The organism is Pseudomonas sp. zfem005, assembly GCF_032621735.1.
Taxonomy (GTDB): domain Bacteria; phylum Pseudomonadota; class Gammaproteobacteria; order Pseudomonadales; family Pseudomonadaceae; genus Metapseudomonas; species Metapseudomonas solani.
The window spans coordinates 64,303-77,703 of sequence record NZ_JAVYJE010000001.1; the positions used below are offsets into that span (position 1 = coordinate 64,303).

General features: G+C 61.9%; 15 protein-coding genes. 5 read left to right on the top strand and 10 right to left on the bottom strand.

What is annotated here, in order from left to right:
• Nucleotides 1–28 precede the first annotated feature (28 nt).
• The gene (locus RTW82_RS00280) at nucleotides 29–622 is read left to right on the top strand and encodes a phosphoheptose isomerase (protein ID WP_021217872.1); all 594 of its coding nucleotides are present in this window, start codon (nucleotides 29–31) and stop codon (nucleotides 620–622) included.
• On the top strand, nucleotides 619–1,149 hold the full coding sequence (locus RTW82_RS00285) for a BON domain-containing protein (RefSeq protein ID WP_184488702.1): 531 nt from the start codon (nucleotides 619–621) through the stop codon (nucleotides 1,147–1,149). Before RTW82_RS00280 ends, RTW82_RS00285 begins: the two co-directional genes overlap by 4 nt.
• 49 nt (nucleotides 1,150–1,198) lie before the next feature.
• Here the strand turns inward: RTW82_RS00285 and RTW82_RS00290 are convergent, their stop codons facing one another.
• The 7 genes from RTW82_RS00290 to rplM all read right to left on the bottom strand — a co-directional run bounded on the left by RTW82_RS00290 (nucleotide 1,199) and on the right by rplM (nucleotide 6,014).
• Complete coding sequence (locus tag RTW82_RS00290; RefSeq protein WP_316923941.1) at nucleotides 1,199–1,621, bottom strand: ClpXP protease specificity-enhancing factor; 423 nt, start codon at nucleotides 1,619–1,621, stop codon at nucleotides 1,199–1,201.
• 13 nt (nucleotides 1,622–1,634) lie between these two features.
• Nucleotides 1,635–2,252, bottom strand: coding sequence for a glutathione S-transferase N-terminal domain-containing protein (locus RTW82_RS00295; RefSeq protein ID WP_316923942.1), 618 nt, complete (start codon nucleotides 2,250–2,252; stop codon nucleotides 1,635–1,637).
• A gap of 88 nt (nucleotides 2,253–2,340) precedes the next feature.
• Nucleotides 2,341–3,123: a cytochrome c1 gene (locus RTW82_RS00300; protein ID WP_316923943.1), complete on the bottom strand. Its 783-nt coding sequence runs from the start codon at nucleotides 3,121–3,123 to the stop codon at nucleotides 2,341–2,343.
• The gene (locus RTW82_RS00305; protein WP_021217867.1) at nucleotides 3,123–4,334 is read right to left on the bottom strand and encodes a cytochrome b; all 1,212 of its coding nucleotides are present in this window, start codon (nucleotides 4,332–4,334) and stop codon (nucleotides 3,123–3,125) included. Before RTW82_RS00305 ends, RTW82_RS00300 begins: the two co-directional genes overlap by 1 nt.
• Nucleotides 4,334–4,927 carry a ubiquinol-cytochrome c reductase iron-sulfur subunit gene (gene petA / locus RTW82_RS00310; RefSeq protein ID WP_316923944.1) on the bottom strand — a complete coding sequence of 198 codons (594 nt, stop codon included), beginning with the start codon at nucleotides 4,925–4,927 and terminating at the stop codon, nucleotides 4,334–4,336. The genes RTW82_RS00305 and petA overlap by 1 nt, the downstream gene beginning before the upstream one ends.
• 251 nt (nucleotides 4,928–5,178) lie before the next feature.
• Nucleotides 5,179–5,571: a 30S ribosomal protein S9 gene (gene rpsI / locus RTW82_RS00315; protein WP_021217865.1), complete on the bottom strand. Its 393-nt coding sequence runs from the start codon at nucleotides 5,569–5,571 to the stop codon at nucleotides 5,179–5,181.
• 14 nt (nucleotides 5,572–5,585) lie between these two features.
• On the bottom strand, nucleotides 5,586–6,014 hold the full coding sequence (rplM, locus tag RTW82_RS00320; protein WP_021217864.1) for a 50S ribosomal protein L13: 429 nt from the start codon (nucleotides 6,012–6,014) through the stop codon (nucleotides 5,586–5,588).
• Between the two features lie 272 nt (nucleotides 6,015–6,286).
• On the opposite strand from rplM, the gene RTW82_RS00325 reads away from it, so the two are divergent.
• Entirely contained in the window at nucleotides 6,287–7,324 is a 1,038-nt protein-coding gene (locus tag RTW82_RS00325; RefSeq protein WP_316923945.1) for an NADP(H)-dependent aldo-keto reductase, read from the top strand.
• Nucleotides 7,325–7,369: 45 nt separating this feature from the next.
• Here RTW82_RS00325 and RTW82_RS00330 read toward each other — a convergent pair whose 3' ends face one another.
• Entirely contained in the window at nucleotides 7,370–8,506 is a 1,137-nt protein-coding gene (locus tag RTW82_RS00330; RefSeq protein WP_021217862.1) for an acyl-CoA dehydrogenase family protein, read from the bottom strand.
• Between the two features lie 247 nt (nucleotides 8,507–8,753).
• Between RTW82_RS00330 and RTW82_RS00335 the strand changes: the two genes are divergently transcribed.
• Nucleotides 8,754–9,653: a GlxA family transcriptional regulator gene (locus tag RTW82_RS00335; protein ID WP_169708358.1), complete on the top strand. Its 900-nt coding sequence runs from the start codon at nucleotides 8,754–8,756 to the stop codon at nucleotides 9,651–9,653.
• 133 nt (nucleotides 9,654–9,786) lie between these two features.
• On the top strand, nucleotides 9,787–10,749 hold the full coding sequence (locus RTW82_RS00340; RefSeq protein WP_021217860.1) for a hypothetical protein: 963 nt from the start codon (nucleotides 9,787–9,789) through the stop codon (nucleotides 10,747–10,749).
• A 90-nt stretch (nucleotides 10,750–10,839) separates the two neighbouring features.
• Here the strand turns inward: RTW82_RS00340 and zapE are convergent, their stop codons facing one another.
• Entirely contained in the window at nucleotides 10,840–11,934 is a 1,095-nt protein-coding gene (gene zapE, locus RTW82_RS00345; protein ID WP_316923946.1) for a cell division protein ZapE, read from the bottom strand.
• Between the two features lie 95 nt (nucleotides 11,935–12,029).
• Nucleotides 12,030–13,376 carry a tryptophan--tRNA ligase gene (locus RTW82_RS00350; protein ID WP_316923947.1) on the bottom strand — a complete coding sequence of 449 codons (1,347 nt, stop codon included), beginning with the start codon at nucleotides 13,374–13,376 and terminating at the stop codon, nucleotides 12,030–12,032.
• Nucleotides 13,377–13,401 lie beyond the last annotated feature (25 nt).

A 13,401-nucleotide genomic window follows, 5' to 3' on the forward strand; every position in this document is an offset into this window, starting at 1 on the left:
GCAGTCGCTCCCACTTAAGGTCAACCCGATGGACATGCAACCCCGAATCCGCCAGCTCTTCCAGGCCAGCATCGACACCAAGCTGCTGGCCATGGAAATGCTCGCCCCGCACATCGAGCACGCGAGCATGGTGATGGTCAACGCACTGCTCAACGAGGGCAAGATCCTGGCATGCGGCAACGGCGGCTCCGCCGGCGACGCCCAGCACTTCTCCTCCGAGCTGCTCAACCGTTTCGAGCGCGAGCGCCCGAGCCTGCCCGCACTGGCATTGACCACCGACAGCTCGACCATCACCTCCATCGCCAACGACTACAGCTACAACGAGATCTTCTCCAAGCAGATCCGCGCCCTGGGCCAGCCGGGCGACATCCTCCTGGCGATCTCCACCAGCGGTAACTCGGCGAACATCATTCAGGCCATCCAGGCCGCACATGATCGCGAAATGATTGTCGTAGCTCTGACCGGACGCGACGGTGGCGGCATGGCGTCGCTGCTGCTGCCGGAAGATGTCGAGATACGCGTGCCCGCCAAGTCCACGGCGCGCATCCAGGAAGTCCACCTGCTAGCCATCCATTGCCTCTGTGACCTGATCGATCGTCAATTGTTTGGGAGTGAAGAATGACGCGTTCCCCCCTGATCCTCGCCTGTCTCGCCATCACCCTGGTTCTGGGTGGCTGTGGCGGCCGCACCATCGGCAAGACCATCGACGACCAGTCCACGCCGTCCAAGGTGCGGGCCAAGATCGACGCTGCGAATCCCGATCTCAAAACCAACTCGCACATCGTGGTCACCAGCTACAACGGCGTCGTGCTGCTGGCCGGCCAGACCCCCAATGACAACCTCAAGTCCCAGGCCGAACAGGCCGCGCGCAGCGCGCAGGGCGTCAAGAAAGTGCACAACGAACTGCACGTCGGCCAGAACTCCTCCACTCTGGCTCGCATGAACGACAGCACCATCACCACCAAGATCACCACGCAGTTGCTGGCCGACAGCCAGATCCCCAGCTCGCAGATCAAGGTCGTGACCGAGAATGGCATCGTCTATCTGCTTGGCCTGGTGACCCGCCAGGAAGCCGCGAAAGCCACCAGCGTCGTGCAGGGTGTCTCCGGCGTACAACGCATCGTGAAGCTGTTCGAATACACCAACTGACCGAACAGCGCGCACAAAAAAAGGCGATCCAACCGGATCGCCTTTTTTATTACTTCACAACCTTGAGGCTGGGACGCCCACTGGGCCGTGGAGAGCCGCTCGACGGATCACCACCGGACGGGCCGTCATCCTCGGGGCCCTGGCCTTCCTCATCCACCACCGGCGGCTCCAGGTCGAAGACCATGCCCTGGCCATTCTCCCGGGCATAGATGGCCATGATCGCCGCAGCCGGAATATAGAGGTTGTGGGCAACGCCACCAAAGCGCCCCTCGAAACTCACCGCGTCATTGTCCATGTGCAGATGACGCACCGCACTGGGGGAGACGTTGAGCACGATCTGGCCATCGTTGGCGTAGCCGGCCGGCACCTGGACGCCGGCGAACTCGGCATTCACCAGCAGATGCGGCGTGCAGTTGTTGTCGACGATCCACTCATAGAGCGCACGGACCAGATAGGGACGACTGGAGTTCATCAAAGGCTCCTTATCAGCGCATATCGCGCTCGACTGCCGACAAGCTGCCCTGGAAGCCATCGCGAACGAAGAGGCGCTCCATGTAATCCAGCAATGGCTTGGCAGGACGAGGCAGTTCGATTCCAAGGACCGGCAGGCGCCAAAGAATCGGCAACAGGCAGCAGTCTACAAGACTGAGGTCTTCGCTGAGGAAAAAGGGTTTGTCGGCGAACAGCGGCGATACACCGGTGAGACTCTCGCGCAGCTCCTTGCGGGCGACGGCCTTGACGGCCTCCTTCACCCGGGGATCGAGAATCTGATCCACCAGGCTGCACCAATCACGCTGCACGCGGTGCATCAGCAGCCGGGTATTGCCCCGTGCCACCGGGTAGACCGGCATCAGCGGCGGGTGGGGGTATCGCTCTTCGAGGTACTCCATCACCACTGTCGGCTCGTAGAGCGCGAGGTCACGATCGACCAGGGTCGGCACGCTGCCGTATGGATTGACCTCGGCGAGCTTGGGCGGGCAACGGCCCGGCTCGACATCGATTATGTCCGCAGCGACACCCTTCTCGGCGAGCACGATGCGTACACGATGGGAATAGTGGTCTGCGGGGTCGGAGTAACAGGCCAACCTGTTGGTCACGGCCATGGCGCCCTCCTCGCTTGAAGTTATGCAGTAGTAGAAAAACGCGCGCGCCCATTAAGGGCGCGCGAGTATACAACGGTGAAGCCGGGTATCAGTGCACGTCTTTCCAGTATTCGCGCTTCAGCAGGTAGGCGAATACGAAGAAGAAGGCCAGATACAGCAGAACGTAGGTACCGATACGCTGCATGTGCAGCTTGTTCGGGTCCGCAGAGTAAGCCAGGAAGGTCACCAGGTTCTGAACCTTCACATCGAACTCGGCTTCGCTCAGCTTGCCGGACTTCGGCACGATGGTCAGCTGATCACACGCTTCGTGGGTGATGGGAGCCCCAGTCAGCGGGTCATACTGCTTCTTGCCGCCTTCGACAGCCTGGACCTGCTTGCAACCCACGACCTGACGACCTTGCAGGCCGACCAGTACGTTAGGCATGCCTACGTTCGGGAAGATCTTGTTGTTCACGCCCCAGGGACGCGCCGGATCTTCGTAGAAGTTGCGCAGGTAGCTGTACAGCCAGTCGGTACCACGAACACGGGCGACCAGGGTCAGGTCCGGCGGCGCAGCGCCGAACCAGGTCTTGGCATCGCTCGGCTTCATGCCGATCTGCATGTGATCACCGATCTTGGCCCCGGTGAACACCAGGTTTTCCATCATCAGCTCTTCGGGAATGCCCAGGTCCTTGGCCACGCGCTCATAGCGCTGGAACTTGGCACTGTGGCAGCCCATGCAGTAGTTGGCGAAAGTACGAGCGCCGTCTTGCAGTGCAGCCTTGTCGGTCAGGTCGATATCGACATGATCCAGCTCTACATCATGGCCACCGGCGGCGAAGGTCAAGGCCGGCAGCGCAGCGATAACAAATGCAGCAAATAGCTTTTTCATCAGCCTGTCACCCTTTCCGGAACCGGTTTGGTTTTTTCCATCCTGGTGTAGAAGGGCATCAGGATGAAGTACGCGAAGTACAGGATGGTGCACACCTGCGACAGCAGCGTACGGCCCGGGGTCGGCGCGAGAACACCCAGCACGCCGAGGATGACGAAGGACACGCAGAAGATCAGCAGCCAGACCTTGCTCAGCCAGCCTTTGTAGCGCATCGATTTGACGGGGCTGCGATCCAGCCACGGCAAGACGAAGAGCACGGCGATGGCGGCGCCCATGGCGATAACGCCCATCAGCTTGTCCGGAACCGCACGGAGAATCGCGTAGAACGGGGTGAAGTACCACACCGGTGCGATGTGCTCAGGCGTCTTGAACGGGTTGGCCTGTTCGAAGTTCGGCTTCTCGAGGAAGTAACCGCCCATCTCCGGGAAGAAGAACACCACGAAGCAGAACACGAAGAGGAAGACCACTACACCGACGATGTCTTTCACGCTGTAGTAGGGGTGGAAGGCGATGCCGTCGAGCGGAATGCCGTTCTCATCCTTCAGCTTCTTGATGTCCACGCCGTCGGGGTTGTTCGAACCCACTTCGTGCAGGGCCAGGATGTGCAGCACGACCAGACCGAGGATCACGATCGGCAGCGCAATCACATGCAGCGCGAAGAAGCGGTTCAGGGTGATGCCGGAGATCAGGTAGTCACCACGGATCCACTGGGTCAGGTCGCCGCCGATCACCGGAATGGCGCCGAACAGCGAGATGATCACCTGGGCACCCCAGTAGGACATCTGGCCCCAGGGCAGCAGGTAGCCCATGAAGGCCTCGGCCATCAGGGCGAGGTAGATCAGCATGCCGAAGATCCACACCAGCTCGCGCGGCTTCTGGTAGGAGCCGTAGAGCAGACCGCGGAACATGTGCATGTAGACCACGATGAAGAACGCCGAGGCGCCGGTGGAGTGCAGGTAGCGAATGATCGCCCCGTACTCGACGTCGCGCATGATGTACTCGACGGACGCGAAGGCCTCTTCAGCGGACGGGGTGAAGCTCATGGTCAGCCAGATACCGGTGAGGATCTGGTTCACCAGGACCAGCAGGGCCAGGGAGCCGAAGAAATAGAAGAAGTTGAAGTTCTTCGGAGCGTAGTACTTGCTCAGATGGTCTTCCCACATCTTGGTCGCGGGGAAGCGCGCATCGATCCATTCCATGAATTTGCTCATTAGGCCTTCTCCTGGTCCACACCGATGACGATGACATCATCCGACTCGTAGGAGTGGGGCGGCACCGGCAGGTTCAAGGGAGCAGGCTGCGCCTTGTAGACGCGGCCGGCGAGGTCATAGCGAGAACCGTGGCAGGGGCAGAAGTAACCGCCCACCCACTCGGCGCCCAGGTCGGCCGGCGCGACTTCCGGACGGAAGGAGGGCGAGCAGCCGAGGTGGGTGCAGAGACCGACCAGCACCAGGATTTCCGGCTTGATCGCGCGGTTGTGCGGATCGACGTAGGTCGGCTGCACGGACGCTTCGGACTTGGGATCAGCCATGCGCTCATCGATCCTGCCCAGGTTGCCGAGAATCTCCTCGGTACGGCGAACGATGAACACCGGCTGGCCGCGCCACTCAGCAATCATCTGCTGACCCGCTTCGACCTTGCTGATATTCACCTTCACCGGTGCCCCTGCGGCCTTGGCCTTCGCACTGGGCTGCCATGACCCCACAAACGGGATCGCAGCGCCCACCGCTCCTGCAGCACCCACCACGGATGTGGCTGCTACGAGGAAGCGACGCCGGCCTGCATTCACGCCGTCATTGCTCATTCAGTCGTCTCCCATCAGCTTTTGTGGCCTGTTGTTCAGGCCTCTACTAAGTAAAAATCGAGCCGCGCAAAAAATTCGCCAAATGGTAAAGAAAACCCCCTCTCCTGACAAGGTAATAGCCAGATACAAAACGGCTGAAAGCCTTGAGAGATAAGGGTTACGCGCATGCGACAAGCTGTCGCAGGGCATTTTCGCGGGCATAAAAAAACGCCCAGATCCACAAGGGCCTGGGCGTTTTTCGAAGCGTTGTATTAACGCTTGGAGTACTGCGGACGCTTACGCGCTTTACGCAGACCGACCTTCTTACGCTCGACTTCGCGGGCATCGCGAGTCACGTAGCCGGCTTTACGCAGCGGGCTGCGCAGGGCTTCGTCGTAGTTGATCAGGGCACGGGTGATACCGTGACGGATCGCACCAGCCTGACCGCTGACACCACCACCGAGAACGGTGACGTAGATGTCGAACTTCTCGACGGTCTCGGTCAGCTCCAGCGGCTGACGCACGACCATGCGAGCGGTCTCACGGCCAAAGAACTGATCCAGGCTGCGGTTGTTGATGGAAATCTTGCCAGTACCCGGACGCAGGAAAACGCGTGCGGTTGCAGTCTTACGACGGCCAGTGCCGTAGTTTTGAGTCGCCGACATAATGAACTATCCCGTTAAATCTTCAGTTCTTGGGGCTGCTGAGCGGTGTGCGGGTGAGCAGAACCCTTGTACACCTTCAGCTTGCGATACATGTCGCGACCCAGCGGGTTCTTCGGCAGCATGCCTTTGACCGCGGTCTCGATCACGCGCTCAGGGGCCTTGGCAATCAGCTTCTCGAAGTTGATTTCCTTGATGCCGCCCGGGAAGCCGGAGTGCGAGTAGTACATCTTGTCGGTAGTCTTGGCACCGGTCACACGTACCTGCTCGGCGTTGATGACGACGATGTAGTCGCCGGTATCAACGTGCGGGGTGTATTCCGGCTTGTGCTTGCCGCGCAGACGGCTAGCAATTTCGGTGGCCAGACGACCCAGGGTCTGACCGGCAGCGTCGACGACATACCAGTCGCGCTTAACAGTTTCCGGTTTTGCAGTAAAAGTCTTCATTCGCTATAGCCTCAGGGGCCGCCCTGAAAATAAGACGGCGGATCTTACTGAATAGTGCTCGCCCTGGCAACACAGGGCAGCCGGAAACAGACGCTATCGGGGGCTCGGGTCAGCGCGTCCGCACACGGCAAGGGGTTTCGGCGGGCTAGGCATCCCCACCTTCCTTCTTCGCGAGCTAGGCATCCCCGCAAAGAAAGCCGCGGAATTATGCCGATTGCACAGAAAATTTCAACCTGATTTGATAGCAATCTTTGCCAATAGAGGAACGTTGCATGGAATTCCGCCAGCTCGGCAACACCGATATCAAGGTCAGCAGCCTGTGCCTGGGCACCATGACCTGGGGCGAACAGAACAGCCAAGCCGAAGCGTTCGCCCAGATCGAACGGGCCAAAGCATTCGGCATCAACTTCATGGATACCGCCGAGATGTACCCGGTCCCGCCCCGTGCCGAGACCTATGCCGCAACCGAAACCATCATCGGCAACTGGTTCGCCAAGCACGGTGATCGTGCCGACTGGGTGCTCGCCAGCAAGGTGGCGGGCCCCGGCAACGGCATCACCCACATCCGCGGCGGCAATCTCAAGCACAACCGCCAGCACATCACCGCCGCCCTGGATGCCAGCCTCAAGCGCCTGCAGACCGACTGGATCGACCTGTACCAGCTGCATTGGCCCGAACGCAGTACCAACTTCTTCGGCCAGCTGGGCTACCAGCACCGTGAGGAGGACTCCACCCCGCTGCAGGAAACCCTGGAAGTGCTCGGCGAGCAGGTGAAGGCCGGCAAGATCCGCCAGATCGGCCTGTCCAACGAAACCCCATGGGGCACGATGAAATTCCTGCAACTGGCCGATCAGTTGGGGCTCCCTCGCGCCGCGTCCATCCAGAACCCCTACAACCTGCTCAACCGCAGCTTCGAGGTGGGCCTGGCCGAGGTGGCGATCCGTGAGCGCTGCGGCCTCCTGGCCTATTCACCCCTGGCATTCGGCATGCTGTCCGGCAAGTACGAGAACGGTGCGCGCCCGGCCAACGCCCGCATCAGCCTGTTCAGCCGCTTCGCCCGCTACACCAACCCCCAGGCCCAGGCGGCCTGCTCGCGCTATGTGGCCCTGGCCCGCGAGCACGGCCTGGACCCGGCACAGATGGCGCTGGCCTTCGTCACCGCCCAGCCCTTCGTCACCAGCAACATCATCGGCGCGACCAACCTGGAACAGTTGGAGAGCAACCTGGCCAGCAGCGCCCTGACCCTTTCCGACGCCGTTCTGGAAGGCATCGCCGAAATCCATCGGGCCCAGCCGAACCCCGCCCCGTAAACGGAAAAGCCCGGCACTCGCCGGGCTTCCCTTCACCGCATCCGCTTACAGCGAGCGGGCAATGATCTCTTTCATGATTTCGTTGGTGCCGGCGTAGATGCGCTGCACACGGGCGTCCGCCCAGGCGCGCGCCACTGGGTATTCCCACATGAAGCCGTAGCCACCGTGCAGCTGCACGCACTCGTCGAGCACCTTGCACTGCAGGTCGGTGCCCCAGTACTTGAGCATCGCCGCGGTGGGTACATCCAGCTTGCGCTGCAGGTGCAACTCCAGGCAGCGGTCGACGAAGACCCGGCCGATCTGGATCTCGGTGGCCATCTCGGCCAGCTTGAAGCGGGTGTTCTGGAACTCGGCGATGGCTTTGCCGAAGGCCTTGCGATCGCGGGTGTAGTCGAGGGTCCACTTCAGCGCCGCCTCGGCCGACGCCAGCGCGCCGATCCCGACGGTCAGGCGCTCCTGGGGCAGCTCCTGCATCAGGTAGGCGAAGCCCATGCCGGCCTGGCCCAGCAGGTTTTCCTTGGGCACCCGCACATCCTGGAAGAACAGCTCGGAGGTGTCCTGGGCCTTCATCCCCACCTTCTCCAGGCGCTTGCCCTTGGAGAAGCCCGGCGTGCCCGCCTCCACCAGGAACAGGCTGGTGCCTTTGGCGCCAGCCTTGGGATCGGTCTTGGCGACCACGATCACCAGGTCAGCCAGGTAGCCGTTGGTGATGAAGGTCTTCGAGCCATTGATGATGTACTCATCACCGTCCAGCACCGCGGTGGTCTTCACGCCCTGCAGGTCGGAGCCGGCGCCCGGCTCGGTCATGGCGATGGCGGTCACCAGCTCGCCGGTCACCATGCGCGGCAGGTATTTCTGCTTCAGCTCTTCGGAGCCGTAATGGAGCACGTAGGGCGCGACGATGTCCGAATGCAGCGAGAAGCCGATACCGGTCAGCCCCAGGCGACCGATCTCCTCGATCACCACGGTGCTGTAGAGGAAGTCGGCACCCATGCCGCCGTACTCCTCGGGAATGTGCGAGCAGAGCATGCCGGCCTCCCCTGCCTTGCTCCACAGGGCGCGATCGATGTAGCCGTCCTTCTCCCATTGATGATGGAAAGGCACCGCCTCCTGTTCGAGGAACTTGCGCACGCTGTCGCGGAAGAGTTCGTGATCGGAGCTGAACAGGGTTCTGGGGATCATGCGGTCACCTTGATGGATGCGTCTGGGGTCGGGGTTCGAAGGCCACAGACTGTAGGACAGTCGTACCAGACGCACACTGGACAGTTGCGACAAAAAATAAGACGATCCAGCCGGCTAATGACCGCTTTCCCCTAATAAGAACAAGACCATGACCAACCAGCAGTCCCCCACCCTAAGACGGGTGAGTATCCTCGCCACCGAAGGTGTCTTCGCTTCCACCCTGATGCAGGCCAAGGATTTCTTCCATATGGCCAGCCTCCGTTACAGCAAGCTTCAGGGCCTCGGCCTCAAGCCCGCATTCGAAATCCACCTGGTCAGCCCGGATGGCCTGCCGGTACGCAGCTTCAGCGATGTGATCATGCCGGTCGACGGCGCGCTGGACGAAGCCGACATCATCATCCTTCCGGCCTTCTGGGATGACTTCGACGCCCTCTGCGAGCGCCACCCCCAGGTCCTGCAATGGCTGCGCGAGCGTCACGCCGCCGGCAGCTCCATCTGCGGCGAGGCCACCGGGGTGTTCTGGATGGCCCAGGCCGGGCTTCTGGATGGCAAGGAAGCAACCACCTACTGGCGCTTCTTCCGCGAGTTCGGCGAGCGCTTTCCCAAGGTGCTACTGAACCAGGAAAAACACCTCTCGGACGCCGACAATCTCTACTGCGCCGGCGGCGTCACCTCCGCCTGCGACCTGTACATCTACCTGATCGAACGCTTCTGCGGCGCCAGCATCGCTCAGGCAGTCTCCCGGGACATCCTCTATGAAGTGCAACGCAGCTACGCCCCGGGGCGCATCGGGTTCGGCGGGCAGAAGCTGCACCAGGACGTAACCATCCTGCAGATCCAGCACTGGCTCGAAGAGCACTTCGCCGACAAGTTCCGCTTCGAGGACGTCGCCCGCGACCACGGCATGAGCATCCGCAACTTCATGCGCCGCTTCCAGGCCGCCACCGGTGACAAGCCGCTGCACTACCTGCAACGGTTACGCATCGAAACAGCCAAGGGCCTCCTGTCAGCTACCCGCAAGAGCATCAAGACCATCAGCTACGAAGTGGGTTACGACGACGCCAGCTTCTTCGCCCGACTGTTTCGCCAGCACACCAATCTTTCCCCCAACCAGTACCGCAGGCAGTTCCAGCACAAAGGCGAGTAAAGCCGCCATCCCAAGGATGGGTTGGCCGACAGCGGCAGCGACTTATGATCCGGGCATGGTCCCCATTGGGGTGTCCGAACCTTTTCCGTCAGCGGTACGGCGGATGAAGAACAACAATAAAAGGTACTCAACCATGCGCCGTTACCTGCTTGCCCTGCTGGCTGCCGCCAGCTTCACAGCCGTCGCAGACGACTGGAAACCCTTCCCCTACGATCAGGCTGCCTACGACTACTCCGGTGACAAGCTGCGCCAGGCCTGGCCCCAGCTGACCCGCGGCTTCGGCCCCGACTATCCCTTCCCCGATGCCGACTGGGTGGTGACCATGGCCACCCAGAACCCCAAGGCACTGGAGATGACCGTTACCGGCAACACCGGCTTCACCGGCAAGCCCGAGGAAGCCGAAGCCTATGCGGCCCGGCTGCAGGACGTGTGGCGTCTGATGTTCAAGGGTGATTTCGCCGAGGCCAAGAAGCAGGGCCTGGCCCTGGGCGTCGGCGGCCAGGTGCCGGCGATGTTCGCCCAGGTGATCTACGCGATGTTCCTCGCCCCCAACCAGGAGGAGAAACACCGCCTGCTGGAGGAAGTGATCAAGTACACCGACGAGGCCGGCGAACTGGTCCAGGCCGACACCGTGGCCCAGTTCGGCCGCGTGTACGCCAAGGCGCGCCTCGGCGAGGAGCTGTCGGTACCGGTGGTACTCAAGCGCGGCTACACCAGCCAGATTCCCGAGGAACTGGACGCCCTGCTGCAGAAGCAACCGCGCCAGCCCTTCGCCCTCGCCCTCTACGGCGGCTACGAAGCCGGCGTGATCCGCAAGGTCGGCAAACTGGTGGGCAAAATGACCTACGGGGTCAGCTCGGACAAGATGGAGCAGTACTTCACCCGCTCCTTCAGCGCCAAGGACGACCTGCCCATCGGCCACTACGAGTACGCCAACGCCCTGGTCTACGTCTACGGCGAGGATGAAGAGCAGAAGGTCCTGGATCACCTGAAAAAGGCCGTGGCGATCAAGCCGATCAACGCCATGGAAGCGCTGGAAGTCGCCCACGCCCAGGCGTTGCTGAAGCAGTATGAGAAGGAAGTGGCGCAGCGCTAAAGCTGGAAGCCAAGATAGCGTGCGGGCCGACGAACTCGGCCCGCATTGCTTTTTCTTCAGGCTAAAAGCTTCAGGCTTCCAGCTTTTTCATTAGGGCTTATGCGGCCGCGAGAGGAATTCGTGGGACTGCATCTCCAGCAGGCGGCTGAGGGTGCGCTGGAACTCGAAGGTCAGGCGACCACCGGTGTACAGGTCCTTCAGCTCCACCTCGGCAGAGATGATGAGCTTGACGTTGCGGTCGTAGAACTCGTCCACCAGGTTGATGAAGCGTCGCGCCATGTCGTCCTTCGCCACGCCCATCTGCTCGACGTTGGCCAGGATCACCGCGTGGAAGATCTTGCCCAGCTCGATGTAGTCGTTCTGGCTACGCGGGCCGTCGCAGAGTTCGCGGAACTCGAACCAGGCAACGTCCTCGCATACGCGGACCGCGCGGATCTCGCGATTCTCGATCATCAGCGCTTCGTTTTCCTGGGCCTGGGTGCAATCCGGCAGCAGGCTCTTGAAGCTGGTCTTCAGGCTGACCTCGGCCTCGTCGCCCAGGGGCCAGTGGAACAGTTCGGCCTGTTCCAGGGCACGTAGGCGGTAGTCCACGCCACTGTCGACGTTGACCACATCGGTGTACTGCTTGACCAAGGCGATGGCCGGCAGGAAGCGCGCACGCTGCAAGCCGTCCTTGTAGAGGCCGTCCGGCACGATGTTGGACGTCGCCACCAGGCTCACACCGTTCTTGAACAGCTCGTCCAGCAGGGTGGCGAGGATCATCGCGTCGGTGATGTCGGAGACGAAGAACTCGTCGAAGCAGATCACCCGCGCCTCGTCGGCGAAACGCTTGCCGATGATGGTCAGCGGGTTCTTCTCACCCTTGAGGGTTTTCATCTCCTCATGCACGCGCTTCATGAAGCGGTGGAAGTGGGTGCGCATCTTCTCCTTGAACGGCAAGGCGTCGAAGAAGGTGTCGACCAGGTAGGTCTTGCCACGACCGACGCCGCCCCAGAAATACAGGCCCTTGACCGGCCCCTGGCGCTTCTTGGCGAACAGGCCGCCGAACAAGCCGGTTTTGCTCTGGCCATCGGCGATCAGATCGTCGTACAGGCGCTGCAGATGGCGGACGGCAGTTTCCTGCGCGGCGTCGTGGAAGAAGTCCGGCCGCTTGAGATCGGCCTGGTAACGCTCGAGGGGGGTCATGATCGGTAGCAAGGCAACGAAAAACGGGGTCGTCACTTTAGCGACGCCCCCGTTTCTTGGCAATCGGCCAGCAGCGCCGGCCGTAAGAAAGCGCCTCAATCCTGGGGCGCAAGTGCCTCACGCAGACGCTGAACGGCAGCATCACGGGCATCGGCATCGGTGAACTCACCGCCCTGCCCCACGGCCTCGCCATCGAGCCACAGGCCATAGCTGGAGCCGTCGTTGCGGATATCCAGGGCGCTGCCATCCTGCAGGCGCTTGGTCACCAGGCCCGAGGACTTGCCATCCGCGAACGAACGGGACAGCAGCAGTTGCTCGCCATCAGCAGCCAGCAGGCGGAAGCGGAAGCTGCCGTCCTCTTCGCGGAAGCTGACGAAGCGCGCACTCTTGGCCGCCTTCTTCTTGCCGGCATCGGCGCTCTGCACATTGCTGCGGAAGGACCGCAGGCCGACCGCCTCACGCAGCTCGTTGAGGAAAGGCGTCGCGGTCTTGCGTGCCTTGGCGGCACCGGCGAGGAGGATGTCTTCCAGATCGGCCGGGCGCTCGATCAGCGCGTGATAACGCTCGCGGGCTTCGCCCAGCTCGTTGTCCAGCAGCTGGAACAGGCGCTGCTTGGCTTCGCCCCAGGCCAGGCCGTCGAGCAGCTCGGCCCGGAAGGCCGCCAGCTGCGCCGGCGTGGAGAAGGCCTGGTAGAGGGTGTACAGATGGGAATTGTCCGGGTCCTTCGGTTCGCCAGGCGCGCGCGAGTCGGTGACGATGCGGGCGATGGCGTCCTTCAGCTGCTTGGCGCTGCCGAACAGCGGAATGGTGTTGTCGTAGCTCTTGGACATCTTGCGACCGTCCAGGCCGGGAAGCGTCGCCACTTCCTCTTCGATCACCGCCTCCGGCAGGGTGAACAGCTCACGACCGGCGCCGAACAGGTGGTTGAAGCGCTGGCCGATGTCACGGGCCATCTCCACGTGCTGGATCTGGTCACGGCCCACCGGGACCTTGTGGGCGTTGAACATCAGGATGTCCGCGGCCATCAGCACCGGGTAGCTGAACAGCCCCATGGTGACGCCAGCGTCCGGGTCTTCGCCGTTCTCGACGTTCTTGTCCACCGAGGCCTTGTAGGCATGGGCGCGGTTGAGCAGGCCCTTGCCGGCGACACAGGTCAGCAGCCAGGTCAGTTCGGGGATCTCGGGGATATCCGACTGGCGATAGAAAGTCGCCTTGTCCACATCCAGGCCACAGGCCAGCCAGGTGGCGGCGATCTCGAGGCGCGAGCGCTGGATGCGTGCCGGGTCGTCGCACTTGATCAGCGCGTGATAGTCCGCGAGGAAGTAGAAGGAATCGACGTCGGCGTCACGGCTGGCAACGATGGCGGGACGGATGGCGCCAGCGTAGTTGCCGAGGTGCGGAGTGCCGGTGGTGGTGATGCCGGTGAGAATGCGAGTGGTCATGGATGATCGCTTGTCGGACTGCAGT

Coding starts and splice junctions, on each gene's coding strand:
- RTW82_RS00280 (WP_021217872.1), top strand. CDS start 29: ATGGACATGCAACCCCGAATCCGCCAGCTCTTCCAGGCCAGCATCGAC.
- RTW82_RS00285 (WP_184488702.1), top strand. CDS start 619: ATGACGCGTTCCCCCCTGATCCTCGCCTGTCTCGCCATCACCCTGGTT.
- RTW82_RS00290 (WP_316923941.1), bottom strand. CDS start 1,621: ATGAACTCCAGTCGTCCCTATCTGGTCCGTGCGCTCTATGAGTGGATC.
- RTW82_RS00295 (WP_316923942.1), bottom strand. CDS start 2,252: ATGGCCGTGACCAACAGGTTGGCCTGTTACTCCGACCCCGCAGACCAC.
- RTW82_RS00300 (WP_316923943.1), bottom strand. CDS start 3,123: ATGAAAAAGCTATTTGCTGCATTTGTTATCGCTGCGCTGCCGGCCTTG.
- RTW82_RS00305 (WP_021217867.1), bottom strand. CDS start 4,334: ATGAGCAAATTCATGGAATGGATCGATGCGCGCTTCCCCGCGACCAAG.
- petA (WP_316923944.1), bottom strand. CDS start 4,927: ATGAGCAATGACGGCGTGAATGCAGGCCGGCGTCGCTTCCTCGTAGCA.
- rpsI (WP_021217865.1), bottom strand. CDS start 5,571: ATGTCGGCGACTCAAAACTACGGCACTGGCCGTCGTAAGACTGCAACC.
- rplM (WP_021217864.1), bottom strand. CDS start 6,014: ATGAAGACTTTTACTGCAAAACCGGAAACTGTTAAGCGCGACTGGTAT.
- RTW82_RS00325 (WP_316923945.1), top strand. CDS start 6,287: ATGGAATTCCGCCAGCTCGGCAACACCGATATCAAGGTCAGCAGCCTG.
- RTW82_RS00330 (WP_021217862.1), bottom strand. CDS start 8,506: ATGATCCCCAGAACCCTGTTCAGCTCCGATCACGAACTCTTCCGCGAC.
- RTW82_RS00335 (WP_169708358.1), top strand. CDS start 8,754: ATGGCCAGCCTCCGTTACAGCAAGCTTCAGGGCCTCGGCCTCAAGCCC.
- RTW82_RS00340 (WP_021217860.1), top strand. CDS start 9,787: ATGCGCCGTTACCTGCTTGCCCTGCTGGCTGCCGCCAGCTTCACAGCC.
- zapE (WP_316923946.1), bottom strand. CDS start 11,934: ATGACCCCCCTCGAGCGTTACCAGGCCGATCTCAAGCGGCCGGACTTC.
- RTW82_RS00350 (WP_316923947.1), bottom strand. CDS start 13,376: ATGACCACTCGCATTCTCACCGGCATCACCACCACCGGCACTCCGCAC.